Source organism: Pseudomonas sp. R-28-1W-6 (assembly GCF_009799925.1).
GTDB lineage: Bacteria > Pseudomonadota > Gammaproteobacteria > Pseudomonadales > Pseudomonadaceae > Aquipseudomonas.
In genome coordinates, this window is sequence record NZ_WELK01000013.1 from 1 (window position 1) to 23,463 (window position 23,463).

Consider the following 23,463-nt stretch of genomic DNA (forward strand, 5'->3'; position numbering starts at 1 on the left):
GCTCCTATCCCAAACCCCCGATCATCGAAAGATGGTCGGGGGTTTGTCTTTGCGCGGCAGAAATCCAAACGAAGCATGCGGTATGTGGCAAGGGCGTCAGCCCCGGCTCTCCTAACGACGCGCACAAAAAAGCCACCCGAAGGTGGCTTTTGTATTTCCAGGCTTGCTCAGTCCCCGCGGTATTCGCAGCCGCTGGTACAGGTTTCCTTGATGCAGATGCGCGAGAGCTCTGGCAATACCGGTTTGAGCTGTTGCCAGATCCACTTGGCGAGGTTTTCGCTGGTGGGGTTTTCCAGGCCAGGGATGTCATTCAGGTAGTTGTGGTCGAGCTGCTCGTAGATAGGCTTGAAGATGGCCTTGATCTCCGAGAAGTCGCGAATCCAGCCGGTGTAAGGGTCCACTTCGCCTTCGATATAGATGGCGGCGCGAAATGAATGGCCATGCAGGCGGCCGCACTTGTGGCCTTCCGGCACATGCGGCAGGCGGTGGGCGGATTCGAAAATGAATTCTTTGAACAGTTCCAAGATCTGACGCTCTTCGCAGGGGTGGCCGCGAGGGGCGGCCAAAGCAGGTGGCCAGTTTAACAGCTCACTCTGCGCTTGGCCCCTCAGTCAGCGCTGGTTCTGGCGCAGGCGCTGCAGTTCGGCCTTGAGCCAGTCGGCCGCCCCGTGCTTTTGACCGCCACAGCTGACTTGGTAGGGGGTGCCGCTGAAGCTGCTTTCCGTGGCTGCACGGGCAATGAAGTCTTCTGCCGAGTCGACCAGACCCTTGTCATTCAGATAGTCGAGTTTTTTCTGCAGGTGGGCGCGGGCATCCTTGGGGCTGTGCTCGCTGCCGTTGCGGATGAAGTTGCAGCCACTGCTCTCGACGAAACGGAGCAAGCCATCGACTTCCTGCTGGCCCTGGGTGTCCAGGGCGGCTTCGGCAGCATTGCTCAGCAACAACAGGCTTGCACAGGCAAGCCAGAGCGTTCTGAGGGGTGTCATGGATACAGTCCTTTGCTTGGGGTTAGAGCGGTTGGAGGCGGTCAGCCAGACGGCCGCTGTCGGCCAGCTCGAGAAACTCGTCACCGAGTCGTTCGCTCTCGGCCATAGCCTGGCGCCAGTAGCGTTCGCGTCCGGCATCGTCGCCGAGGAAGCGCTTGAAGTCGCTGCGGTCCGGCAGTTTGCCATGCGGCAGCGCCGCCAGGTATTCCCGTGAAGGGGAGAGCAGCAGCACATCCTGCAGCTGCTCAGGGTTGCCGCGGCGCCAGGGCAGGCTCTTATCGAACCAGCCGGGAATGATCCTGTCGGTGAAGTGCGGGTAGAGCACCACGCCATCACCGGCATAGGGCAGATCCAGGTGATAGTCGAGCAGACCGCCATCGCGGTAGGCGCCGGGCTCCAGGCCCGGGATCTCGCGGATGGCCTCCATCACCATGGGGATGGAGCCCGAAGCCAGGAGTGCATGGCGCAGGTTGTGGCCGTCGAGCGCATGAAAATGCGAGCGGAAGTCGTTCAGCCTCGCCAGCGGTGGCGCCTGGCGCGCGTCGTGCAGAATGACCCGGTCGAAGTGCCGGGCCAGGCGCTGGCGGGCCAGCAGGTTATTGCCGATGACCGAAGACAGGCCCAGTCCCAGCTTGGCCTTGTGATCGTGCTGCATCAGGCCGTGGCTCTTGACCACGACGATATTCAGACGATACAGCGGGTTGTCCAGGATGGCGGCATCCTGCCCTTCGAGCAGGTCGTCGAGCAGTTGCACGCAGCTGCGCGAGACCTCGGCCATGCTCACGCCCTTGGCGAAGCGCTGGCTGGTATACAGCTCGCCGAGGCGACGGATACCCGCGCAGGCATCCGGCAGGCAGGCGCTGGCGAAGCGCCAGGAGCCGATCGAGGCGCCGATCAGCGAGCGTTCCCGTGGTGCCCGCGGCAGCCAGTCTCCGAACAGCGCCAGATCCAGGCCCTGGATGCCCAGGCCTTTCGGACCTCCTGCAGCGCCGGGCAGAATGCCGACATCGGCCGGCTGCAGGCCGCGTTCGCGAATACGTGCGAGTGCGCGCTTGCCGGCACGCAGGCTGAGGGCGGGTGACTTGATCTGGATGCTGCTCATACGGGGCTCCACGGGGCAAGCCAGCGATTATAGTGCGCTGCATTGCCAGGCCAAGCAGGTTCAGCTCGTGAATGATGGACTCATTGCGCTTCTGCGGGTGGCGCGCCGGGGCAGGCTGAATTCAGCTTGAATTAAGTCGGCCTGGGTATCTTGGCTCTCCTAGCAAGCCAATAGCCTTCCCCAAGGAGAGCCACCATGAAAAAGTTGACCGCTCTGTTTGCCGTTGCCACTCTGACCGCTGCCGGCATTGCCCAGGCCCGCGATCTGGGCCCGGATGAAGCCCTGAAGCTGCGTGATGCGGGTACCATCCAGTCGTTCGAAAAGCTCAATGCCGCGGCCATGGCCAAGCATCCGGGCGCGGCCGTCGAGGATACCGAGCTGGAGCAGGAACATGGCCGCTACATCTATCAGGCCGAGCTGCGTGACGCCCAGGGCGTGCAGTGGGACCTGGACCTGGATGCCAGCACCGGCGAGGTGCTGCAAGATCAACGAGATTACTGATGAAATTCGTGGCACGTTATAGCGGCATAGTCGCCCTGGTCCTCGCCGTACTGGCTCTGCAGGTGCAAGCGCGCGACCTGGACCATGACGAGGCGCTGCGCCTGCGCGAGAGCGGTGCGATCCTGCCCCTGGAGCAGCTGATGCAGCCGGCCTTGGAGCGCTATCCCGGGGCCACCTTGCTGGAGGCCGAGCTGGAAGAGGAGGATGAGGTGCGGGTCTACGAGGTGGAGTTGCTGACGGTCGACGGCATGGTGCGCGAATTGGAGCTGGATGCCCGCAATGGCCGCATCCTGAAGGACGAGGTGGAGGACTGATGCGTCTGTTGCTGGTTGAGGATCATGTGCCGCTGGCCGACGAGCTGATCGCCGGCCTGGGGCGCCAGGGCTACGCGGTGGACTGGCTGGCCGACGGTCGCGATGCGGTTTACCAGGGCGCCAGCGAACCCTATGACCTGATCATTCTCGACCTGGGCCTGCCCGGCAAACCCGGCCTGGAGGTGTTGCGCGAATGGCGCAATTCGGGTCTGAGTATCCCGGTGCTGATCCTCACGGCCCGCGGCTCCTGGGCCGAGCGCATTGACGGCCTCAAGGCAGGGGCCGACGACTACCTGACCAAGCCTTTTCACCCGGAAGAGCTGGCCCTGCGCATTCAGGCCTTGTTGCGCCGCGCCCACGGCCTGGCCAACCAGCCGCAGCTGGAAGCCGCCGGCTTGCAGCTGGACGAAGGGCGCCAGTGCGCGACGCGCGATGGTGCAGAGATCGAGCTGACCGCGGCCGAGTTTCGCCTGCTGCGCTACTTCATGCTGCACCCCGGGCAGATCCTGTCGAAGAGCCATCTGGCCGAGCACCTGTACGACGGCGAGACCGAGCGCGACTCGAATGTTCTCGAGGTGCACGTCAATCGCCTGCGCGGCAAGCTCGGCCGCGAAGTGATCGAAACCCGCCGCGGCCAGGGTTACCGCTTCAGCGGAGTGACCGGGTGAAGTCGATCCAGCGTCGCCTCAGTCTCGGTCTGGCCGGGGCCCTGCTGGTCGTGGGACTGGCCCTGGCGCAGACCAGCCTGTGGCTGTTCGATCACAGCCTGCGCGGCTATCTGGAAGCGGGCCTGCGCGATGAAGCCGAGGCCCTGCTGATTGCTATCGTGCGGGGCCCGCAAGGCCTGCAGCTGGACGAGCGGCGCCTGACCTCGGCCTACCAGCGGCCCTATTCCGGGCTGTATTTCCGTATCGACTTCGCCGACAAGACCTGGCGCTCGCGCTCGCTGTGGGATCGCCAGCTCGACCAGGCCGCCAGGGCAGGGCTGCAAGCGGGCCTGGGCGACGGCCCGCGTGGCCAGCAGCTGCTGCGCTTTCGCGCCGATTACCAGCGCCACGGCGAACAATTCGCCATAGTCGTGGCGCAGGATTACACGCCGATCCTGCAGAGCTTCCGGCGCATCCAGTGGATCGGCCTGGGCCTGGGCGCCGCCGCCCTGCTGCTGATCCTGCTGGCGCAGCGCTACACGGTACGCAGCGCGTTGCGCCCGCTGGAGCAGGTGCGCCAGCAGATCGCCCAGTTGCAGCAGGGCCGACGCAGCGAGCTGGACAGCACGGTACCGCAGGAGCTGGAGCCCCTGGTGACTCAGGTCAACCACCTGCTGGCCCACACCGAGGACACCCTCAAGCGCTCGCGCAACGCCCTGGGCAACCTGGGCCATGCGTTGAAGACGCCGCTGGCGGTGCTGGTCAGCCTGGCTAACCGCGCGGAGCTTGACGCTCAGCGCGAGCTGCGCAGCGGCCTGCTCGAACACCTGGCGCAGATCGAGCAGCGCCTGGGTCGCGAGCTGGGGCGCGCCCGCCTGGCCGGGGAGGTGTTGCCGGGCGCGCATTTCGATTGTGCGCAGGAGCTGCCCGGGCTGCTGAGCACCCTGCAGATGATCCATGACCGCGGCTTGCAGCTGGACTGGCAGGCCGCCGCCGGTCTGCGTCTGCCCTGGGACCGCGAGGACATGCTGGAACTGCTGGGCAACCTGCTGGACAACGCCTGCAAATGGGCGGTCAGTCGCGTGTGCCTGAGCCTGGCGGCAACGGCGAGCGGCTACAGCGTGCTGGTCGACGACGATGGGCCGGGCATTGCCGAAACCCGCCGCGGCGAGGTACTGGGGCGCGGTGTGCGCCTGGACGAGCAGGTCGCCGGCCACGGCCTGGGCCTGGGCATCGTGCGCGATATCGTCGAGGCCTGGGGCGGCAGCATCGAGCTGCAGGACAGCCCCTGGGGCGGCCTGCGGGTGGCCATCGAGTTGCCGCAGCGCAAGGCTCGCTGAATCTCTAGCAACGGCTGCGGCCGCGAAGGATGCCGCGCTGTCGAGGTCCTTTCGCGGCTGCGGCGCCCCTGCCAATGGCGCTTTTTACATGCCGTTGGCGAAGGCGCCCTGGTTGAGGTCGATCGAGGCGCGTACCGGTTGCAGCGCCCGGGCGTACTTGGCGAGGATGTCCAGGGCATAGTCGATGCGCTTGCGCAGGCGCTGGTCATCCTCGTTGGCGGGCTGCGCCTCGTTCAGTACGGCCTCCACATGGCGCACGATCAGGTGTTCCGGCAGGTAGCAGAGGCGGCAGTTCTTGTAGCTGGAGGCGCGCAGTTCGCTAATCGGATAGGCGCCGCCGATGCCCGAGGAAACCCCGACCAGCAGGCCCGGCTTGTGCCCCAGCTCGGCTTTGCCGGCGTACAGGAAGAAGTTCTTCAGCGCCGGCGCGGCCATGCCGTTCCACTCGGGGGCGATCACCACCACGGCGTCTGCGCCCTGTAGCAGCGGCTGGTACTCGGCCCACGGGCCGTTGTCGTCCGCCGGCCAGAGCGGCAGGGGCTGCCGGCCGAGGTCGAGCACGGTGGTACTGCCTTCGGTGCTCAGGCCCAGTTCGATCAGGCGCTGGCCCAGGTAGCGGGCGACCTTGGCGGATTGGCTGTCAGTGCGGCTGGAGCCGGCGAGCAGAACGATATTCAGCATGCGGTGGGTCTCGGCTTGGAAAGGTGGCGGCAGAGGCTAGCGGGCACTCGGCACGGGGGCAAGGGCCGTGGCGCCAGGCGCAGGGACGGCACGCGTCAACCTGGCGCCGTTGCGGCGCCAGGAGCTGGCGATCAGACGCGGAACTGGTCCATCAGGCCTTGCTGATGGTTGGCCAGGCTGTTCAGCGACTGGCTGACCCGGGCCGACTCCTCGGCCTGGCCGGAGAGGGTCTCGGTGACATCGCGGATGCTCGCCACGTTGCGGTTGATCTCCTCGGCCACCGCACTCTGCTCCTCGGCGGCGCTGGCGATCTGCAGGTTCATGTCGCTGATCACGCTCACCGCGTCACCGATGCGGCGCAGTGCGCCGACCGCCTGTTCGACCTGCTCGACGCTGCCCTGGGCCTGCCTGTGGCTGCTGTGCATGGAGCCGACCACCTCGCGGGTGCCGTGCTGCAGGCCCTCGATCACCTGGCGGATTTCCTCCACCGAGTCCTGGGTGCGCTTGGCCAGGTTGCGCACCTCGTCGGCCACCACGGCGAAGCCGCGCCCGGCCTCGCCGGCGCGGGCGGCCTCGATGGCGGCGTTGAGTGCCAGCAGGTTGGTCTGCTCGGCAATGGCGCGGATCACCTCCAGCACCGAACCGATCTGCTCGCTGCTGCTGGCCAGGCCTTCGACTTCCTGCATGGCCGCGTTCAGTTCACCGGCCAGTTGTTCGATGGACAGGGTGGTGCGATCGATGACCGCCAGCCCCTCGCGGGTTGCCGCATCGGCGCCGCGGGCGGCGTCGGCGGCCTGCGAGGCGCTGTTGGCGACGTCATGGGCGGTGGCGCTCATCTCGTGGGAGGCGGTGGCCACCTGGTCGACTTCGCGGAACTGCTGCTGCATGCCGGCGCTGGTCTGGCTGGCGATGGCGGCGGACTGGTCGGCGGTGTGGCGGGCGTCCTGCACGCTGCGTTTGACGTCGGCGATCACCGGCTGCAGCTTGTCGAGGAAACGGTTGAACCAGCCGGCGAGGGTGCCCAGTTCGTCGGCCTTGGCGTAGTCGAGGCGGCGGGTCAGGTCACCTTCGCCGCTGGCGATGTTCTGCAGCATGGCGGCCACCTGGAGAATCGGCCGGGTCACGCCGCGGGCGGTCAGCCACATCAATAGCGCGCCGAGCAGGATGGCGATCAGCGCCAGGGCCAGGGACATCAGGGTGTCGCCGGTGCGCTGCGCATCCAGCTGATTTTCCAGCTCATGGGCCGGGCCGAGCAGGGTGTCCATCGGCACTTCCAGCAGCACGCCCCAGGGCTTGCTCTCCGGGATCGGCAGCAACGGCTCGAGCACGCGCAGCATGCTGTCCTGTTCGCCGTACTGGGCCTTGCCGCTGTCGAGCATGCGCTTGAGCTCGTTGCCATGCTCGGGGTAGCCGCTGGCCACGGGCTTGCCGAGCAGGCCGGCGTCGCGGCTGTGGCCGGCGAGCAGGCCCGCCGGGCTGATGATGCTGACATGGCCCTGGCCGTCGTACAGCTCCTGGCTGGCCTTGTCGCTGAGCTGCTGCAGGCTGGCCAGGCTGATGTCCACGCCGAGCACGCCGATCACCTTGCCGTTCTGCTCGAGGGGGAAGGCGATGCTGGTCATCAGCACCTGCTGGCCGTTGATCTCGTCGTAATAGGGATCGAGCACACAGGCCCTGCGGCTGTCGCGCGGGCAGGTGTACCAGGCGTTGTAGGGCGTGCCGCTGGGGCCGGCGGTGGTGTCGTTGAGCATTTCCTCGCTCAAGGCCTCGGACTCCAGCGCACCGGGCGTGCTCTGCGACCAGTAGAGGGCGAAGCGGCCGCTGTCATTGCTGCCCAGTTCGGCCTGGCTGGCGAACAGTTCGTCCTTGCCATCCAGGGCGTTGGCCTCGAACACCACATAGAGGCCGAGCAGGTTGGGGTTGGCCTCCAGGGCGGTGCGCACTTGCCGGGTCAGGTCTTCACGCAGGTCGAAGGCATCCAGAAAGCGCTTTTCCGCCTGGTCCTTGAGGAACAGCACCTGGCGTGAGAAGCCCTTGCCGTACTGGTAGGCGTCCATGAAGTAGCGCTGGATGCGGATGCCTTGCAGCTCGCCGCGGGCGGCCATGCGCAGGCGCGCCGATTCGTCGAGCATCTGGCTGCTGGATGCCTTGACCAGCTCGGCGCTGCGGGTGGACTGGAACAGCGAGGCGCCGACCAGCAGCGTCACGATGGCCAGCAGGCAGAGACCGGCGAGCAGGGTGATTTTCCATTGGATGGACAGGCTACGGGACTGCATTGGTGGGGTCCTTATCAGTTCAGACTTCTAGCCCTATATCGGTGCGCAGGGGGCAGACTTGATCTGCAATGCGGCGAAATAGGAGGCTACATGAGCTTCACGTTGAGCAGCTGAAAACGATTGCAAGAATTATGCACATGTTGCTCAGAATTCTGCACGTTTTTACTTTTGACAGAAGCTGACCCATCGGGCAGAGTGCTGCGCTTTTTTCCTGGGCTTGCGGGCCCGCTTTATCGTCCTGATGGGAGCAAGTCATGAACGCAGTTGTGGCCGCAGTCGGCATCATGCTGGTCCTCAGCCTGTGCCGGGTGCATGTGGTGGTGGCACTGATCATCGGCGGCCTGGCCGGCGGCCTGTTCGGTGGCCTGGGGATCGAGGGGGCGCTGGCCGCCTTCAACAAGGGCCTGGGGGCCGGCGCTACCGTGGCGCTGTCCTACGCGCTGCTCGGCGCCTTTGCCGTGGCCATCGCCAAGTCGGGCCTGGCCCATGCCCTGGCCGACAAGGCGCTGGCCCTGGTCGGGCGCAACCACGAGAAGGGTGCCAGCGAGGTCAAGTGGCTGCTGGTCGGCCTGCTGCTGGCGGTGTCGGTGTCGTCGCAGAACATCCTGCCGATCCATATCGCGTTCATCCCGCTGCTGGTGCCGCCGCTGCTGTATGTGCTGACCAAGCTGCAGATCGACCGCCGGCTGATCGCCTGCGTGATCACCTTCGGCCTGATCACCCCCTACATGTTCCTGCCGGTGGGCTTCGGCAATATCTTCCTCAACGACATCCTGCTGGCCAACGTGGTCAAGGGCGGGGTGGACGTGGCGGGGGTCAATGTTACCGAGGCCATGCTGATCCCGGCCATCGGCATGCTGGTCGGCCTGCTCGTCGCGGTGTTCTTCAGCTACCGCAAGAAGCGCGTCTACGACCTGGAGAAGATCGAGCAGGCCGAACAGGTCCGCGTCGTCTACAACCCGCTGAGCCTGCTGGTGGCGGCCGTGGCCGTGGCCGCGGCGTTCGTCGTGCAGCTGTGGCTGGACTCGATGATCATCGGCGCGCTGGTCGGCTTCGTGATCTTCTCGGTGTCCGGCGTGGTGCGCTGGAAAGAGGCCGATGACCTGTTCACCGAAGGCATGAAGATGATGGCCATGATCGGCTTCATCATGATCGCCGCCCAGGGCTTTGCCGAGGTGATGAATGCCACCGGCGACGTGAAGACCCTGGTGGATGCCTCGACGGCCTGGATCGGCAACAGCAAGGCCATCGGTGCGCTGCTGATGCTGCTGGTCGGCCTGCTGGTGACCATGGGCATCGGTTCGTCCTTCTCCACCGTGCCGATCATCGCCGCGATCTTCGTGCCGCTGGGCGTGCAGCTGGGCTTCAGCCCGCTGGCCATCGTCAGCATCATCGGCACCGCCGGCGCCCTGGGCGATGCCGGCTCGCCAGCGTCCGACTCGACCCTCGGGCCGACCTCCGGCCTCAACGTCGACGGCCAGCACAGCCATATCTGGGACAGCGTGGTGCCGACCTTCCTGCACTACAACCTGCCGCTGCTGGTGTTCGGCTGGGTTGCCGCCATGGTGCTGTAAGGCTTTCTGGCAGTCGTTCGAAACGGGGTTGTCGCGTAAGCGCCAACCCCGTTTTGCTATCTGGGCCATTACCCGGCGATAGCCATCTGGATTGCCTAGCGTCTGCCGCCTGACAGGCTTTGGCAGGCTGCGCAGCGCGAGTGAAATCACAGCCCCTTGGCTGCGCTTTCTCGGCCTATCTGCGCCGCCGCATGTGGCGCCTGGTCTGGCTGTAGCCGGCGAGATCGGCGGGGCCGCGTTTTTCCGGGGCACAAAAAAACCGGCCTGAGCCGGTTCTTTCGTATTGCCTCAGGCCTCAGTGGGCGATGGCCACCAGACCCGCCTGCTGCACCAGCTCCAGCAGCGGCTGCGGGTAGACGCCGAGGAAGAAGGCCAGTACGGCCACGAACAGCAGCATGATGCCGCCGGCGTGCTGGGCCCAGTGCATGTCGGCATCATGGCGACGCAGGTTGGGCTGGACCAGGAACAGGGTGACCATCACCCGCAGGTAATAGAACACACCGATGGCGCTACCCAGCACCAGCGTGCCGAGCAGCCACCACAGCTGGCCTTGCACGCCCGCGGCGACCACGTAGAACTTGCCGATGAAGCCGGCCGTCAGCGGGATGCCGGCCAGCGACAGCATCATCACGGTGAGCACGGCGGTCAGGTACGGGCGGCGCCAGAACAGGCCGCGGTACTCGTACAGGGCATCGCAATCGCGGCCGCTGTAGGGCGTCGACATCAGGGTGATCACGCCGAAGGCACCCAGGCTGGTCAGCACGTAGGTGGCCAGGTACACGCCGACCGCCTCCACGGCCAGGCCCTTGCTGGCGATCAGCGCCACCAGCAGGTAACCGAAGTGGGCGATCGAGGAGTAACCGAGCAGGCGCTTGATGTTGCTCTGCAGCAGGGCCAGCAGGTTGCCGAACAGGATCGAGGCGATGGCAATTACCGTCAGCAGTTCGCTCAGCCAGCCGCTGGAAGTGACCGGGGAGATCTGGTACAGGCGCAGCAGCACGGCGAATACCGCGACCTTGCTGGCGGTGGCCAGGAAGGCCGCCACCGGCGCCGGGGCGCCTTCGTAGACGTCCGGAGTCCACAGGTGGAAGGGCACCAGCGACAGCTTGAAGGCCAGGCCGACCAGCATCATGCCGATGCCGATCTGCGCGATCAGGCTCGGCAAGCCATTGGCCGCCAGCTTGCTGCCGATCCCGGCGAAGCTCAGGCTGCCGGCTTCGCCATACAGCAGGGCCATGCCGAACAGCAGGAAGGCGGAACCGGCCGCGGACAGCACCATGTACTTGATGCCGGCTTCCAGCGAGCGCTTGTTGAAGAAGGCGTAGGCGATCATCCCGTAGGTCGGTACCGACAGCAGTTCCAGGCCGATGAACAGGCCGGCCAGATGCTGGGCGCTGACCAGTACCAGGCCGCCGGCGGCGGACAGCAGCATCAGCAGGTACAGCTCTTCGCGGTTGCCCGGATAGCCCTTGCCCGAATCGCCACCCAGGTAGGCGTGGATCAGCGTCACGCAGGCCAGGGTCGCGGCCAGCACCAGGGCCATGTAGTAGCAGGCGAAGTTGTCCACCAGCAGCAGCGGGGTGACTTGCAGCGGAGTGACCTTGAGCGCCGGCAGCAGCGACAGCAGGGCCAGGTTGAGGCCCAGCACCGAGAGGCCGTAGGTCCAGCTGTGGTTGCGTTTCCAGGCGATCGCCAGCATCACCACAACGATGGTGGCACTGGTGATCAGCAGTGGTAGCAGGGCGATGAAGTGTTGAGTCGTCAGTTGCATAGCACTACTTACCGGGCCGAAACGAGTTGATTGAGAGCGCTACCCAGCCACTGCTGCACACCGGACATGGTGGCAGCGGAGGTGTCGAGCACCGGCTGCGGGTAGACGCCAAGCAGGATCAGCAGTGCCGCCAGGCCCAGCACCATGACCAGCTCGCGCGGTTTCAGGCCCTGCAGGACGGTATCCGCCTTGGCCTGGCCGAAGTAGGCGCGGTGGATCATGATCAACGAGTAGACCGACCCGAATACCAGGCCGGTGGCGGCCAGCACGGTGACCCAGGGCGCGGCCTGGAAGCTGCCGATCAGGATCAGGAACTCGCCGACGAAGTTGCCGGTGCCCGGCAGGCCGAGGGCGGCGGCGGCAAAGAACAGGCTCACCGCGGGCAGCCAGGGCATGCGTGCCCAGATGCCGCCCATCTCGCGCATGTCGCGGGTGTGCAGGCGCTCGTACAGCTGGCCGCAGAGGATGAACAGGGCCGCGGCGGACAGGCCGTGGGCCAGCATCTGCACCACTGCGCCCTGCAGGGCGATCTGGCTGCCGGAGTAGATGGCGATCAGCACGAAGCCCATGTGCGACACGCTGGAGAAGGCCACCAGGCGCTTGATGTCGGTCTGGGCGAAGGACAGCAGGGCGCCGTAGACGATGGCGAACACGCCGAGCCACTGGGCGATCGGCGCGAACTCGGCCGAGGCGTTGGGGAACAGCGGCAGGGCGAAGCGCATCATGCCGTAGGCGGCGGTCTTCAGCAGGATACCGGCCAGGTCCACGGAACCTGCGGTCGGCGCCTGGGCGTGGGCGTCCGGCAGCCAGGAGTGGAATGGCACCACCGGGAACTTCACCGCGAAGGCGATGAAGAAGCCAAGCATCAGCAGGTACTCGGTACCGGCGCTCATCTGGGTCTTCAGCAGGTCGGCGTAGTTGAAGGTCAGCACGCCGGTCTGGTCGAAATGGACGAACACCAGGCCGAGGATGGCCACCAGCATGATCAGGCCGCTGGCCTGGGTGAAGATGAAGAACTTGGTGGCGGCGTAGATGCGGGTCTTGCCTTCGCTGCCGCTATGACCCCAGAGCGCGATGAGGAAGTACATCGGCACCAGCATCATTTCCCAGAAGAAGAAGAACAGGAACAGGTCGACGGCGAGGAACACGCCGACCACGCCGCCGAGGATCCACATCAGGTTGAGGTGGAAGAAGCCGACGCGGTTCTGGATCTCGTTCCACGAGCACAGCACGGACAGCACGCCGAGCAGGCCGGTGAGGCTGATCATCAGCACCGACAGGCCGTCCAGCGCCAGGTGCACGCTGATGCCGAAACGCTCGATCCACTGCAGCTTGAACTCGGCCGCCCACACCGGATCGGCGCCGGGGGCCGGAGCCAGGGCGAAATTGCCGGTGGCCCACAGCCACAGACCGAGGCCGAACAGCAGAACCATGCTCAGCAGGGCGATCCAGCGCGGCAGGGTGTTGCCGAAGCGCTCGCACAGCCAGCACAGCAGGCCGCCGATGAAGGGGATCAGGATTAGCCAGGGCAGAATCATGACGGGCTATTTTCCTTAATTCAGAAACAGGAGGACGGCGAGCACCAGCACGGCGCCCCCGGCGATGGACGTGGCGTACCAGCGCACCTGACCGGTCTGGGCGCGGGCCACTACAGCGTTGCCGCCTCGCACCAGGCGCGGCACCAGGCCGATGCTGCGATCGATCGGGTCACGCCCGAGCAGGCGGCAGATCAGCAGGTAGGGCTGCACGAACAACTTGTCATAGAGCCAGTCGAAGCCCCAGGCGGCGAACCACCAGGCCGAGAGGAAACGGCCCGGGCCGCTCTGCGCCACCGCCGTAGCGAAGCTGCGCTTGCCGAGGAACAGCAGGGCGGCCAGGAGGATGCCGGCGATGGCGATGGCGCCCGAGGCGATTTCCAGGCCGTGCTGGGCTTCGCCACCGGCATGGCCGACGCTCTGCGGCAGCACGCCGGCCAGCGGCGGGGAGATCAGCGCGCCGATGAAGGTCGACAGCACGATCAGCACCACCAACGGCAGCCAGTGGGCCACGCCATGACCGGCATGGGCCTCGGTCTGCTGCTCGCCGTGGAAGGCGATGAAGATCAGGCGGAAGGTGTACAGCGAGGTCATGAAGGCACCGACCAGGCCGGCGTACAGCAGCTCCTGGTGACCGCTGGCGAAGGCTTCCCAGAGGATCTCGTCCTTGGAATAGAAACCGGCGGTGATCAGCGGCAGGGCGGCCAGGGCGGCACCGCCGACGATGAAGCTGGCATAGGCCAGCGGCAGCTTCTTCCACAGGCCGCCCATCTTGAAGATGTTCTGCTCGTGGTGGCAGGCGTTGATCACCGCACCGGAGGCGAGGAACAGCAGGGCCTTGAAGAAGGCGTGGGTCATCAGGTGGAAGATCGCCGCGTCCCAGGCCTGCACGCCGAGGGCGAGGAACATGTAGCCGATCTGGCTCATGGTCGAGTAGGCGAGGATGCGCTTGATGTCGGTCTGCACCAGGGCGGCGAAGCCGGCCAGGACCAGGGTCACGCCGCCGACGATGCCGACCAGCTCGAGGATGTCCGGGGTCAGCAGGAACAGACCGTGGGTGCGGGCGATCAGGTACACGCCGGCGGTGACCATGGTCGCCGCGTGGATCAGCGCGGAGACCGGGGTCGGGCCGGCCATGGCGTCGGCCAGCCAGGTCTGCAGCGGCAGCTGGGCGGATTTGCCCACCGCACCGCCGAGCAGCATCAGGGTGGCGATCCACAGCCAGCTGTCGCCGGCCACGTACTTCTGCGGCGCCAGCACCATCAGCTCCTGGATGTTCAGGGTGCCGAGGTGGAGGAACAGGATGAACAGGCCGATGGCCATGAACACGTCGCCGACGCGGGTGACGATGAAGGCTTTCAAGGCCGCATTGCCGTTGGGCACGTGCTTGAAGTAGAAGCCGATCAGCAGGTACGAGCACAGGCCCACGCCTTCCCAGCCGAAGTACAGCACCAGCAGGTTGTCGCCCAGCACCAGCATCAGCATGCTGAAGATGAACAGGTTGGTGTAGGCGAAGAAGCGCGAGTAACCCTCTTCGCCGCGCATGTACCAGCTGGCGAACAGGTGGATCAGGAAGCCGACGCCGGTGACCACGCCGAGCATGGTCAGCGACAGGCCGTCCAGGTACAGGGTGAAACTCGGCGCGAAGCCGGCGACGTTCATCCACTGCCACAGCACCTGGGTGAACACGCCACCCTCGGGCGGGGCCACGTTGAACTGGAAGATCACCCAGGCAGCGGTGAGCGCCGACAGGCCGACCGAGCCGACGCCGATCAGGGCGGACAGGTTCTCGGACAGGCGACCACGGGAGAAGGCCAGCAGCAGCCAGCCGAGCAGGGGGAACAGGCAAGTCAGGAATAGAAGATTCATCCGCGCATCTCGCTGGCAGCGTCGATATCGAGGGTGTGGAAGCGGCGATACAGCTGCAGCAGGATGGCCAGGCCGATACTGGCCTCGGCGGCTGCCAGGGTGATCACCAGAATGAACATGATCTGCCCGTCGGCCTGCACCCAGCGGCTGCCGGCGACCACGAAGGCCAGGGCGGTCGCGTTCATCATCACTTCCAGGCTCATCAGTACGAACAGGATGTTGCGCCGTACCATCAGGCCGATCAGGCCGAGGCTGAACAGCACGCCGGCCAGGGCCAGGCCGTGCTCCATGGGAATCGCATTCATGGCGTTAGATCCTTAGCTTCGTGGCGGCCCAGGTGGTAGGCGGCGACCAGCGCGGCGAGCAGCAGCATGGAGGCCAGTTCGACGGCCAGCAGGTAGGGGCCGAACAGGGCGATGCCGACCGCCTTGGCGTCGACCGTGACCAGGCCGATCGAGGCACCGCTAGGCGCCTGGAACAGCCCGTACAGCAGCTGGCCGAGGAGCAGGGCGGACAGAATGGCCGGACCGGTCCAGATGCCGGGCTTGAGCCACTTGCGTTCCTGCTCGGCGGCCGCCGGGCCGAGGTTGAGCATCATCACCACGAAGACGAACAGCACCATGATGGCGCCGGCGTAGACGATGATCTCCAGGGCGCCAGCAAAGGGCGCACCGAGGGCGAAGAAGGTCATGGCCACGGCGAGCAACGAGACGATCAGGTACAGCAGGGCGTGCACCGGGTTGGTGTTGGTGATCACCCGCAGGGTCGAAGCCACGGCAACCCCCGCGGCGAAGTAGAAAGCGAATTCCATCGTTCGTCCTTAGGGCAGCAGGCCTTTCACGTTGATCGGTTCGGCCTCGTTCTGCGCGGCGCCTTTCGGCTTGCCGGCAATGGCCATACCGGCTACGCGGTAGAAGTTGTAGTCCGGGTTCTTGCCCGGGCCGCTGATAAGTAGGTCTTCCTTCTCGTACACCAGATCCTGGCGCTTGAACTCGCCCATCTCGAAATCCGGGGTGAGCTGGATCGCGGTGGTCGGGCAGGCTTCTTCGCACAGGCCGCAGAAGATGCAGCGCGAGAAGTTGATGCGGAAGAAGTCCGGGTACCAGCGGCCGTCCGGGGTCTCGGCCTTCTGCAGGGAGATGCAGCCGACCGGGCAGGCCACGGCGCACAGGTTGCAGGCTACGCAGCGTTCCTCGCCGTCGGGGTCGCGGGTCAGGACGATGCGCCCGCGGTAGCGCGGCGGCAGGTAGACCGGTTCTTCCGGGTATTGCAGGGTGTCGCGTTTGCGAAAGCCGTGACTGAACACCATCACCAGGCTGCGCAGTTGGGTAAAGGTGCCGTGCACCACTTCCCAGATGTACTTGAGCATCGTGTGTTTCTCCTTACTGGGCCGAGGCCAGCACGAGCGCGCCGGTCACCAGCAGGTTGATCAGGGTCAGCGGCAGGCAGAACTTCCAGCTGAAGGCCATCACCTGGTCATAGCGCGGGCGCGGGATGGAGGCGCGCAGCAGGATGAACAGCATGATGAAGAAGCAGGTCTTCAGGGCGAACCAGAAGAACGGGATCTGCGGCAGGATGCCGAACGGCCCGTGCCAGCCACCGAAGAACAGGGTCACCAACAGGGCGGAAATGGTCACGATGCCGACGTATTCGCCGACGAAGAACATGCCCCATTTCATCCCGGCGTATTCGATGTGGTAACCGTCGGCCAGCTCCTGCTCCGCTTCCGGCTGGTCGAAGGGGTGACGGTGAGTCACGGCCACGCCGGCGATGAAGAAGGTACAGAAACCGAAGAACTGCGGAATGATGAACCACAGGTTTTCGGCCTGGTAGTCGACGATGTCGCGCATGTTGAACGAGCCGACCTGGGCGACGATGCCCATCAGCGCCAGGGCCAGGAACACCTCGTAGGACACGGTCTGTGCCGAGGCGCGCAGGGCACCGAGCAGGGCGAACTTGTTGTTGCTCGACCAGCCGGCGAACAGCACCGCATACACAGACAGGCCGGCCATGGCGAAGAAGAACAGGATGCCGATGTTCAGGTCCGCCACGCCCCAGGTCGGGGTGACCGGGATGATGGCGAAGGCCATCAGCATGGCGGCGAAGGCGATCATCGGCGCCAGGATGAAGATGAACTTGTCGGCGAACGGTGGGGTCCAGTCCTCCTTGAAGAACATCTTGATCATGTCGGCGGCGATCTGGAACATGCCGAACGGACCCACCCGGTTGGGACCGTAGCGATCCTGCCACCAGCCGAGCAGGCGGCGTTCGACGAAGCTCAGCAGCGCGCCGCAGACCACCACGGCGAGCAGGATGACGATGGCCTTGAACACCGCGATGATCACGTCCAGCACTTCAGGCGTGAGCCAGTTCATTGCGCGGCCTCCTGAACGCCAGTCACCACGGCGCCGGCGATGACCGCCGGGATGCCCGCCAGGCCGACCGGCAGGCCGACCAGGCCGATGGCCAGCTCTTCGTTGATCTGCAGCGGCAGGCGCAGGGCCTGGCCATTGAGGGTCAGGCTGAGCAGGGTGCCTTCATTCGCGCCCAGGCGCTCGGCTTCGGCCTTGGCCAGGGCCACATACGGCTGCGGGATGCGCTCCTGCACCGGGGCGGCGCGCGACGAGGTTTCCTCGCTGCCGAACAGGTGGTGCAGCGGCACGGCCTGCAGGGTACCCGGCGCCGGATTGAACGCCGCCGGTACGCCGAACCAGGCGAGGCTGGTGCCCTTGGCTTCGATCAGGCGCACGCCCGGATCGCCGGCGCGCAGATGGCCGCCGACTTCGTCCTGGAACTTGTTCCAGGCCTGTGGCGAGTTCCAGCCCGGCGACCAGGCGAACGGAATCTGCTGACGGTCTTCCTGGCTGCCGGCATAGCCTTCCATGGAGAAGGCGAAGGCCGAGTCTGCATCCTGCGGCTGGCGCGGCTCGTGCACGCTGATGTTGGCGCGCATGGCGGTGCGGCCGCTGTAGCGGTGCGGCTCGCGGGCCAGCTTGAGGCCCTTGATGCGGAACGAGGCGCTGGGGGCGGCGCCGGTGATGCCGGCCAGCACGCTGCTGCTGGCGGCGCAGGCCTCGGTGACCTGGTCCAGCTGGGTCCAGTCCACGGGCTTGCCTTGCAGGGTGCTGTGCAGCGCATGCAGCCAGCGCCAGCCTTCGCGGATCAGGATGCTGCTGTCGTAATAGCTCGGCTCGAACACCTGGAAGAAGCGCTGGGCACGGCCCTCGAAGCTGACCAGGGTGCCGTCGCCTTCGGCGAAGCTGGCAGCCGGCAGCACCAGGTCGGCCTTGGCGCTGGTGGCGGTCTGCTGATGGTCGGCGACTATCAGCACCTTGGTCGCGGCCAGGGCGGCATCCACCTTGGCGGCGTCGGCGCGGCGGTACAGGTCGTTTTCCAGCACGATCAGGGCATCGGCCTGGCCGGCGCTGAGCGCGGCCAGGGCGGCGTCGACCGATTCGCCACCGAGCAGGACGGCGCCCATGCTGTTGGCTTCGGCGACGATCAGGCTGATGGAGCCGTTCTTCTCGCGATTCTTCAGGGCGCTGGCGATGTTGGCGGCGGCTTCGATCAGCGCCTTGCTGCCCAGCGAGGCGCCGGAGATGATCAGCGGGCGCTTGGCGCTCAGCAGGGCGTCGGCGATGCGCTGCACCAGCTGCGCGGCGTCGCTGTCCAGGCCGCTGACGGCCGGGGCGCTCGGGTCGATGGCGTGGGCCACGGCGAAGCCGAGGCGGGCCAGGTCGTCGGGGGCGGCGTGCACGCATTCGGCGGCGACGTCATCCAGGCGGGTGGCGGCGACGCTGGCGATGAACAGCGGATTCAGGGCGTGCTGGGCGACGTTCTGCACGGCGGCCATGTGCCAGTCCTGGATCTTCATCGAGGCGGCGATTTCGGTGGCCTTGCCCTTGACCGCCTGGCGCAGGGCCAGGGCCAGACGCGCGGCGGTCTGGGTCAGGTCTTCGCCGAGGACGAACACCGCGTCGTGGCTTTCCACCTCGCGCAGGGTCGGTACCGGCAGCGGGCCGTTCTGCAGGATGTCGCGGATCAGCCGGGTGTTTTCCAGCTCGCCGGCGGCGATGCCGCTGTAATAGTTGCCGGCACCGACCAGTTCGCGCAGGGCGAAGTTGCTTTCCAGGCTGGCGCGCGGCGAGCCGATGCCGATCACGCGCTTGCCCTTGAGCAGTTCGGCGGCCTTGTCCAGCGCCGCGTCGATGCCCAGTTGCTGGTTGCCCTGCAGCGGCTGGCGCGGACGATCGGTCCGGTTGACGTAGCCGTAGCCGAAACGGCCGCGGTCGCACAGGAAGTACTGGTTGACCGAGCCGTTGAAGCGGTTCTCGATGCGGCGGATCTCGCCGTAGCGCTCGCCGGGGCTGATGTTGCAGCCGCTGGCGCAGCCGTGGCAGATGCTCGGCGAGAACTGCATGTCCCACTTGCGGTTGTAGCGCTCGGAGTGGGTCTTGTCGGTGAACACGCCGGTCGGGCAGACCTCGACCAGGTTGCCGGAAAATTCGCTTTCCAGGGTGCCGTCTTCGACGCGGCCGAAGTACACGTTGTCGTGGGCGCCGTAGACGCCCAGGTCGGTACCGCCGGCGTAGTCCTTGTAGTAGCGTACGCAGCGGTAGCAGGCGATGCAGCGGTTCATCTCGTGGGAAATGAACGGGCCGAGCTGCTGGTTCTGGTGGGTGCGCTTGGTGAAGCGGTACCGGCGCTGGTTGTGGCCGGTCATCACCGTCATGTCCTGCAGGTGGCAGTGGCCGCCTTCCTCGCACACCGGGCAGTCGTGCGGGTGGTTGGTCATCAGCCACTCGACGACGCTGGCGCGGAACTGCTTGGCCTCTTCGTCGTCGATGCTGATCCAGGTGTTGTCGGTGGCCGGGGTCATGCAGGACATGACCAGGCGGCCGCGGGTGTCGTTCTCGTCGCTGTACTGCTTGACCGCACATTGGCGGCAGGCGCCGACGCTACCGAGCGCCGGGTGCCAGCAGAAGTAGGGGATGTCGAGCCCGAGGGACAGACAGGCCTGCAGCAGGTTGTCCGCACCGTCGACTTCGAAATCTTTGCCGTCTACGTGGATAGTGGCCATGGTTCAGGTTTCTTCTTACCCGCGTGAGCGGGCTTGGCTAATGGAATCACGCTGTGTCGCGGGGCCAGGTCAGTGGCCGCCGTAACGCCAATCTTCACGCCGGGGCGAATTGCCCCGCGCTGGTCGGGGCGCTCGATCTGGCCACGCCAGCCTCGAACTCCGGACGGAAATACTTGATCGCACTGCCCAGCGGCTCGACGGCGCCCGGTGCATGGGCGCAGAAGGTCTTGCCGGGGCCGAGGAAGTTGACCAGGCCGAGCAGGGTCTCGATGTCCTCGGCGCTGCCTTGGCCACGCTCCAGGGCGCGCAGCATCTTCACGCTCCACGGCAGGCCGTCGCGGCACGGCGTGCACCAGCCGCAGGATTCGCGGGCGAAGAACTCTTCCATGTTGCGCAGCAGGGCGACCATGTTCACCGAGTCGTCGATGGCCAGGGCCAGGCCGGTGCCCATGCGAGTACCGACCTTGGCGATGCCGCCGGCATACATCAGGGCGTCCAGGTGTTCCGGCAGGAGGAAGCCGGTGCCGGCGCCGCCGGGCTGCCAGGCTTTCAGCTTGTAGCCGTCGCGCATGCCGCCGGCGTAGTCCTCGAACAGCTCGCGGGCCGGCAGGCCGAACGGCAGTTCCCACAGGCCGGGGTTCTTCACCTTGCCGGAGAAGCCCATCAGCTTGGTGCCCATGTCTTCGCTGCCCGGACGGCACAGGGCCTTGTACCAGTCGACGCCGTTGGCGACGATGGCCGGTACGTTGCACAGGGTCTCGACGTTGTTGACGCAGGTCGGCTTGCCCCATACGCCGACGGCGGCGGGGAAGGGCGGCTTGGAGCGCGGGTTGGCGCGGCGGCCTTCCAGGGAGTTGATCAGCGCAGTTTCTTCGCCGCAGATGTAGCGCCCGGCGCCGGTATGGACGAACAGCTCGAAGTCGAAACCGCTGCCGAGGATGTTCTTGCCCAGCAGCCCGGCGGCCTTGGCCTCGGCGATGGCGCGATTGAGGTTGGCGGCGGCGTCGACGTACTCGCCGCGCAGGAAGATGTAGCCGCGATAGGCCTTGAGGGCGCGCGCGCTGATCAGCATGCCTTCCACCAGCAGGTGAGGCAGCTGCTCCATGAGCATGCGGTCCTTCCAGGTGTTCGGCTCCATCTCGTCCGCGTTGCACAGCAGGTAGCGGATGTTCATGGATTCGTCGGCCGGCATCAGGCCCCACTTCACGCCGGTGGGGAAGCCCGCACCGCCACGGCCCTTGAGGCCGGAGTCCTTGACCGTCTGCACGATGTCGGCCTGGGCCATTTCGCCCAGGGCCTTGCGCGCGGCGGCATAGCCGTTCTTCGCCTGGTATTCCTCCAGCCACACCGGCTGGGCGTCGTCGCGCAGGCGCCAGGTCAGCGGATGGGTCTCTTCGCTGCGGGCGATGCGGTTGGCCGGTCCGATGGAGGTCAGCGTCTTGATGCTCATAGCGGTGCGCCCAGTCATTGATAGGCCTCCAGCAGTTGGGCGACGCCGTCGGGATCAATGTTGCCGAAGGTGTCGTCGTCGATCATCACCGCCGGGGCCTTGTCGCAGTTGCCCAGGCAGCACACCGGCAACAGGGTGAAGCGGCCGTCGGTGGTGGTCTGCCCGGGTACGATGCCGAGCTGATCCTTGAGGCTGGCCAGGACGTTCTCGTGGCCGCCGACGAAGCAGGTCATGCTGTCGCACACGCGGATGATGTGGCGACCCACCGGCTGGCGGAAGATCTGACTATAGAAGGTGGCCACGCCCTCGACGTCGCTGGCCGGAATGCCGAGGATCGCGCCGATGGCATCGGCGGCGCCGTCCGGCACCCAGCCGCGGGCCTTCTGCACGATCTTCAGGGCTTCGATGGACGCCGCGCGCGGGTCCTCGTAGTGGTGCATCTCGTGCTCGATGGCCGAGCGCTCGGCTTCGCTGAGGGCGAAGCGATCAGTCTGGATAAGCGTGCTCATAATCAGCGGTCCACGTCGGCCATAACGAAGTCGATACTGCCCAGGTAGGCGATGAGGTCGGCCACCATGCTGCCGCGGATCACGGAGGGGATCTGCTGCAGGTGGGCGAAGCTCGGGGTGCGGATCCGGGTGCGGTAGCTCATGGTGCTGCCGTCGCTGGTCAGGTAATAGCTGTTGATGCCCTTGGTCGCCTCGATCATCTGGAAGCTCTCGTTGGCCGGCATGACCGGCCCCCAGGAAACCTGCAGGAAGTGGGTGATCAGGGTCTCGATGTGCTGCAGCGTGCGCTCTTTCGGCGGCGGCGTGGTCAGCGGGTGATCCGCCTTGTACGGGCCTTCCGGCATGTTGCGCAGGCACTGGTCGATGATCCTGATGCTCTGGCGCATCTCTTCCACGCGCACCATGCAGCGGTCGTAGGCATCGCCGTTGTGCGCCAGCGGCACTTCGAACTCGAAGTTTTCGTAGCCTGAGTACGGGCGTGCCTTGCGCAGGTCGAAGTCACAGCCGGTGGAGCGCAGGCCGGCACCGGTGACGCCCCATTCCAGCGCTTCCTTGGTGTTGTACTGGGCCACGCCGACGGTGCGGCCCTTGAGGATGCTGTTCTTCAGCGCGGCCTTGGTGTATTCGTCGAGGCGCTTGGGCAGCCATTCGACGAATTCCTTGACCAGGCCGTCCCAGCCGCGCGGCAGGTCGTGGGCGACGCCGCCGATGCGGTACCAGGCCGGGTGCAGACGGAAGCCGGTGATGGCCTCGATCACCTTGTAGGCGCGCTGGCGGTCGGTGAAGGTGAAGAACACCGGGGTCATCGCCCCGACGTCCTGGATATAGGTGCCGAGGAACAGCAGGTGGCTGGTGATGCGGAAGAACTCGGCCAGCATCACGCGGATGAAGTCGACCTTCTGCGGCACCTGGATACCGGCCAGCTTCTCGACCGCCAGCACGTAGGGCAGGTTGTTCATCACCCCGCCGAGGTAATCGATGCGGTCGGTATAGGGAATGAAGCTGTGCCAGGACTGGCGCTCGGCCATCTTCTCGGCGCCGCGGTGGTGGTAACCGATCTCCGGCACGCAGTCGACGATCTCTTCGCCATCGAGCTGCAGGATGATGCGGAACGCACCGTGGGCGGACGGGTGGTTGGGGCCCAGGTTGAGGAACATGTAGTCCTCGTGCTCGCCGCCACGCTTCATGCCCCAGTCTTCCGGCTTGAAGCGCGCCGCCTCTTCTTCGAGCTGCTGCTTGGCCAGGTTCAGGCTGTACGGGTCGAATTCGGTGGCGCGCGCAGGGTAGTCCTTGCGCAGCGGGTGACCTTCCCAGGTCGGCGGCATCATGATCCGGGTCAGGTGCGGGTGACCGCTGAAGGTGATGCCGTACAGGTCCCACACTTCGCGCTCGTACCAGTTGGCGTTGGGCCAGATGCTGGTGACGCTGGGCAGGCTGAGGTCGCGCTCGGACAGCGCCACCTTGATCATGATGTCGCTGTTACGTTCGAGCGACATCAGGTGGTAGAACACCGTGAAGTCGGCGCCCGGCAGGCCGCGACGCTGGGTGCGCAGGCGCTCGTCGACGCCATGCAGGTCATACAGCATGACGTAGGGGCGCGGCAGGTTGCGCAGGAAGGTCAGGACGTTGATCAGGCGATCACGGGAAACCCACAGCACCGGCATGCCGGTGCGGGTGCTCTGGACGGTGAACGCCTCGGCACCAAAACGGGAATTGAGCTCGACAACCACGTCTTGGTCATCGGCTTTGTATGGCGGTATGGACAGAATGCTGTCTGCAGTCATGGTCTCGGTCGCTATCGGTCAACGGCGTCAGTGAGCGGGCTCGA

21 protein-coding genes and 1 pseudogene are annotated in these 23,463 nt (G+C 65.9%); 5 read left to right on the forward strand and 17 right to left on the reverse strand.

What is annotated here, in order from left to right; all coding sequences use genetic code 11:
• Window positions 1-167: 167 nt before the first annotated feature.
• The 3 genes from queD to F3I62_RS17980 form a co-directional block, all read right to left on the reverse strand.
• The gene (gene queD / locus F3I62_RS17970) at window positions 168-524 is read right to left on the reverse strand and encodes a 6-carboxytetrahydropterin synthase QueD (protein WP_160491021.1); all 357 of its coding nucleotides are present in this window, start codon (window positions 522-524) and stop codon (window positions 168-170) included.
• Between the two features lie 87 nt (window positions 525-611).
• Entirely contained in the window at window positions 612-986 is a 375-nt protein-coding gene (locus F3I62_RS17975; protein WP_160491022.1) for a DUF5329 domain-containing protein, read from the reverse strand.
• 22 nt (window positions 987-1,008) lie between these two features.
• On the reverse strand, window positions 1,009-2,088 hold the full coding sequence (locus F3I62_RS17980; protein WP_160491023.1) for a patatin-like phospholipase family protein: 1,080 nt from the start codon (window positions 2,086-2,088) through the stop codon (window positions 1,009-1,011).
• Window positions 2,089-2,283: 195 nt separating this feature from the next.
• On the opposite strand from F3I62_RS17980, the gene F3I62_RS17985 reads away from it, so the two are divergent.
• The 4 genes from F3I62_RS17985 to F3I62_RS18000 are packed head-to-tail and all read left to right on the forward strand — an operon-like array spanning window position 2,284 to window position 4,890.
• The gene (locus F3I62_RS17985) at window positions 2,284-2,589 is read left to right on the forward strand and encodes a PepSY domain-containing protein (RefSeq protein WP_160491024.1); all 306 of its coding nucleotides are present in this window, start codon (window positions 2,284-2,286) and stop codon (window positions 2,587-2,589) included.
• Window positions 2,589-2,903 carry a PepSY domain-containing protein gene (locus F3I62_RS17990; protein ID WP_160491025.1) on the forward strand — a complete coding sequence of 105 codons (315 nt, stop codon included), beginning with the start codon at window positions 2,589-2,591 and terminating at the stop codon, window positions 2,901-2,903. The genes F3I62_RS17985 and F3I62_RS17990 overlap by 1 nt, the downstream gene beginning before the upstream one ends.
• Complete coding sequence (locus F3I62_RS17995) at window positions 2,903-3,571, forward strand: response regulator transcription factor (protein WP_160491026.1); 669 nt, start codon at window positions 2,903-2,905, stop codon at window positions 3,569-3,571. The genes F3I62_RS17990 and F3I62_RS17995 overlap by 1 nt, the downstream gene beginning before the upstream one ends.
• The gene (locus F3I62_RS18000; RefSeq protein WP_160491027.1) at window positions 3,568-4,890 is read left to right on the forward strand and encodes a sensor histidine kinase; all 1,323 of its coding nucleotides are present in this window, start codon (window positions 3,568-3,570) and stop codon (window positions 4,888-4,890) included. The genes F3I62_RS17995 and F3I62_RS18000 overlap by 4 nt, the downstream gene beginning before the upstream one ends.
• A gap of 84 nt (window positions 4,891-4,974) precedes the next feature.
• Here F3I62_RS18000 and F3I62_RS18005 read toward each other — a convergent pair whose 3' ends face one another.
• From F3I62_RS18005 to F3I62_RS20625, 3 genes and pseudogenes are all read right to left on the reverse strand, one after another.
• Window positions 4,975-5,571, reverse strand: coding sequence for an NADPH-dependent FMN reductase (locus tag F3I62_RS18005; protein ID WP_160491028.1), 597 nt, complete (start codon window positions 5,569-5,571; stop codon window positions 4,975-4,977).
• Window positions 5,572-5,702: 131 nt separating this feature from the next.
• Window positions 5,703-6,458 (reverse strand): methyl-accepting chemotaxis protein, encoded by a 756-nt coding sequence (locus F3I62_RS20620; RefSeq protein ID WP_372240154.1) that lies wholly within the window; start codon window positions 6,456-6,458, stop codon window positions 5,703-5,705.
• A 102-nt stretch (window positions 6,459-6,560) separates the two neighbouring features.
• A pseudogene (locus F3I62_RS20625) lies at window positions 6,561-7,847 on the reverse strand (HAMP domain-containing protein); the annotation flags it as partial.
• Between the two features lie 254 nt (window positions 7,848-8,101).
• On the opposite strand from F3I62_RS20625, the gene F3I62_RS18015 reads away from it, so the two are divergent.
• Window positions 8,102-9,421: a Na+/H+ antiporter family protein gene (locus F3I62_RS18015; protein WP_160491030.1), complete on the forward strand. Its 1,320-nt coding sequence runs from the start codon at window positions 8,102-8,104 to the stop codon at window positions 9,419-9,421.
• Window positions 9,422-9,716: 295 nt separating this feature from the next.
• Here F3I62_RS18015 and nuoN read toward each other — a convergent pair whose 3' ends face one another.
• From nuoN to nuoC, 11 genes are all read right to left on the reverse strand, one after another.
• Window positions 9,717-11,192: an NADH-quinone oxidoreductase subunit NuoN gene (gene nuoN / locus F3I62_RS18020; protein WP_160491031.1), complete on the reverse strand. Its 1,476-nt coding sequence runs from the start codon at window positions 11,190-11,192 to the stop codon at window positions 9,717-9,719.
• Window positions 11,193-11,200: 8 nt separating this feature from the next.
• Window positions 11,201-12,730, reverse strand: coding sequence for an NADH-quinone oxidoreductase subunit M (gene nuoM, locus F3I62_RS18025; RefSeq protein ID WP_160491032.1), 1,530 nt, complete (start codon window positions 12,728-12,730; stop codon window positions 11,201-11,203).
• Between the two features lie 15 nt (window positions 12,731-12,745).
• The gene (nuoL, locus tag F3I62_RS18030; RefSeq protein WP_160491033.1) at window positions 12,746-14,596 is read right to left on the reverse strand and encodes an NADH-quinone oxidoreductase subunit L; all 1,851 of its coding nucleotides are present in this window, start codon (window positions 14,594-14,596) and stop codon (window positions 12,746-12,748) included.
• Entirely contained in the window at window positions 14,593-14,901 is a 309-nt protein-coding gene (gene nuoK, locus F3I62_RS18035; protein WP_160080851.1) for an NADH-quinone oxidoreductase subunit NuoK, read from the reverse strand. The genes nuoL and nuoK overlap by 4 nt, the downstream gene beginning before the upstream one ends.
• Entirely contained in the window at window positions 14,898-15,407 is a 510-nt protein-coding gene (gene nuoJ / locus F3I62_RS18040) for an NADH-quinone oxidoreductase subunit J (protein ID WP_160080849.1), read from the reverse strand. Before nuoJ ends, nuoK begins: the two co-directional genes overlap by 4 nt.
• A gap of 9 nt (window positions 15,408-15,416) precedes the next feature.
• Window positions 15,417-15,965: an NADH-quinone oxidoreductase subunit NuoI gene (nuoI, locus tag F3I62_RS18045; RefSeq protein ID WP_160491034.1), complete on the reverse strand. Its 549-nt coding sequence runs from the start codon at window positions 15,963-15,965 to the stop codon at window positions 15,417-15,419.
• Between the two features lie 13 nt (window positions 15,966-15,978).
• Window positions 15,979-16,971, reverse strand: coding sequence for an NADH-quinone oxidoreductase subunit NuoH (gene nuoH / locus F3I62_RS18050; protein ID WP_160491035.1), 993 nt, complete (start codon window positions 16,969-16,971; stop codon window positions 15,979-15,981).
• The gene (nuoG, locus tag F3I62_RS18055) at window positions 16,968-19,676 is read right to left on the reverse strand and encodes an NADH-quinone oxidoreductase subunit NuoG (RefSeq protein ID WP_160491036.1); all 2,709 of its coding nucleotides are present in this window, start codon (window positions 19,674-19,676) and stop codon (window positions 16,968-16,970) included. The genes nuoH and nuoG overlap by 4 nt, the downstream gene beginning before the upstream one ends.
• 94 nt (window positions 19,677-19,770) lie before the next feature.
• The gene (nuoF, locus tag F3I62_RS18060; protein WP_160491037.1) at window positions 19,771-21,126 is read right to left on the reverse strand and encodes an NADH-quinone oxidoreductase subunit NuoF; all 1,356 of its coding nucleotides are present in this window, start codon (window positions 21,124-21,126) and stop codon (window positions 19,771-19,773) included.
• A 14-nt stretch (window positions 21,127-21,140) separates the two neighbouring features.
• Window positions 21,141-21,641, reverse strand: a complete 501-nt coding sequence (nuoE, locus tag F3I62_RS18065; RefSeq protein WP_178122534.1) for an NADH-quinone oxidoreductase subunit NuoE — start codon at window positions 21,639-21,641, stop codon at window positions 21,141-21,143.
• Window positions 21,638-23,419: an NADH-quinone oxidoreductase subunit C/D gene (nuoC, locus tag F3I62_RS18070; RefSeq protein WP_160491039.1), complete on the reverse strand. Its 1,782-nt coding sequence runs from the start codon at window positions 23,417-23,419 to the stop codon at window positions 21,638-21,640. The genes nuoE and nuoC overlap by 4 nt, the downstream gene beginning before the upstream one ends.
• Window positions 23,420-23,463 lie beyond the last annotated feature (44 nt).

Coding starts and splice junctions, on each gene's coding strand:
- nuoG (WP_160491036.1), bottom strand. CDS start 19,676: ATGGCCACTATCCACGTAGACGGCAAAGATTTCGAAGTCGACGGTGCG.
- F3I62_RS17980 (WP_160491023.1), bottom strand. CDS start 2,088: ATGAGCAGCATCCAGATCAAGTCACCCGCCCTCAGCCTGCGTGCCGGC.
- F3I62_RS18015 (WP_160491030.1), top strand. CDS start 8,102: ATGAACGCAGTTGTGGCCGCAGTCGGCATCATGCTGGTCCTCAGCCTG.
- nuoJ (WP_160080849.1), bottom strand. CDS start 15,407: ATGGAATTCGCTTTCTACTTCGCCGCGGGGGTTGCCGTGGCTTCGACC.
- nuoF (WP_160491037.1), bottom strand. CDS start 21,126: ATGAGCATCAAGACGCTGACCTCCATCGGACCGGCCAACCGCATCGCC.
- nuoH (WP_160491035.1), bottom strand. CDS start 16,971: ATGAACTGGCTCACGCCTGAAGTGCTGGACGTGATCATCGCGGTGTTC.
- nuoC (WP_160491039.1), bottom strand. CDS start 23,419: ATGACTGCAGACAGCATTCTGTCCATACCGCCATACAAAGCCGATGAC.
- nuoL (WP_160491033.1), bottom strand. CDS start 14,596: ATGAATCTTCTATTCCTGACTTGCCTGTTCCCCCTGCTCGGCTGGCTG.
- nuoM (WP_160491032.1), bottom strand. CDS start 12,730: ATGATTCTGCCCTGGCTAATCCTGATCCCCTTCATCGGCGGCCTGCTG.
- F3I62_RS17985 (WP_160491024.1), top strand. CDS start 2,284: ATGAAAAAGTTGACCGCTCTGTTTGCCGTTGCCACTCTGACCGCTGCC.
- F3I62_RS17995 (WP_160491026.1), top strand. CDS start 2,903: ATGCGTCTGTTGCTGGTTGAGGATCATGTGCCGCTGGCCGACGAGCTG.
- F3I62_RS20620 (WP_372240154.1), bottom strand. CDS start 6,458: ATGCAGCAGCAGTTCCGCGAAGTCGACCAGGTGGCCACCGCCTCCCAC.
- F3I62_RS17990 (WP_160491025.1), top strand. CDS start 2,589: ATGAAATTCGTGGCACGTTATAGCGGCATAGTCGCCCTGGTCCTCGCC.
- nuoI (WP_160491034.1), bottom strand. CDS start 15,965: ATGCTCAAGTACATCTGGGAAGTGGTGCACGGCACCTTTACCCAACTG.
- F3I62_RS18005 (WP_160491028.1), bottom strand. CDS start 5,571: ATGCTGAATATCGTTCTGCTCGCCGGCTCCAGCCGCACTGACAGCCAA.
- nuoK (WP_160080851.1), bottom strand. CDS start 14,901: ATGAATGCGATTCCCATGGAGCACGGCCTGGCCCTGGCCGGCGTGCTG.
- F3I62_RS17975 (WP_160491022.1), bottom strand. CDS start 986: ATGACACCCCTCAGAACGCTCTGGCTTGCCTGTGCAAGCCTGTTGTTG.
- nuoN (WP_160491031.1), bottom strand. CDS start 11,192: ATGCAACTGACGACTCAACACTTCATCGCCCTGCTACCACTGCTGATC.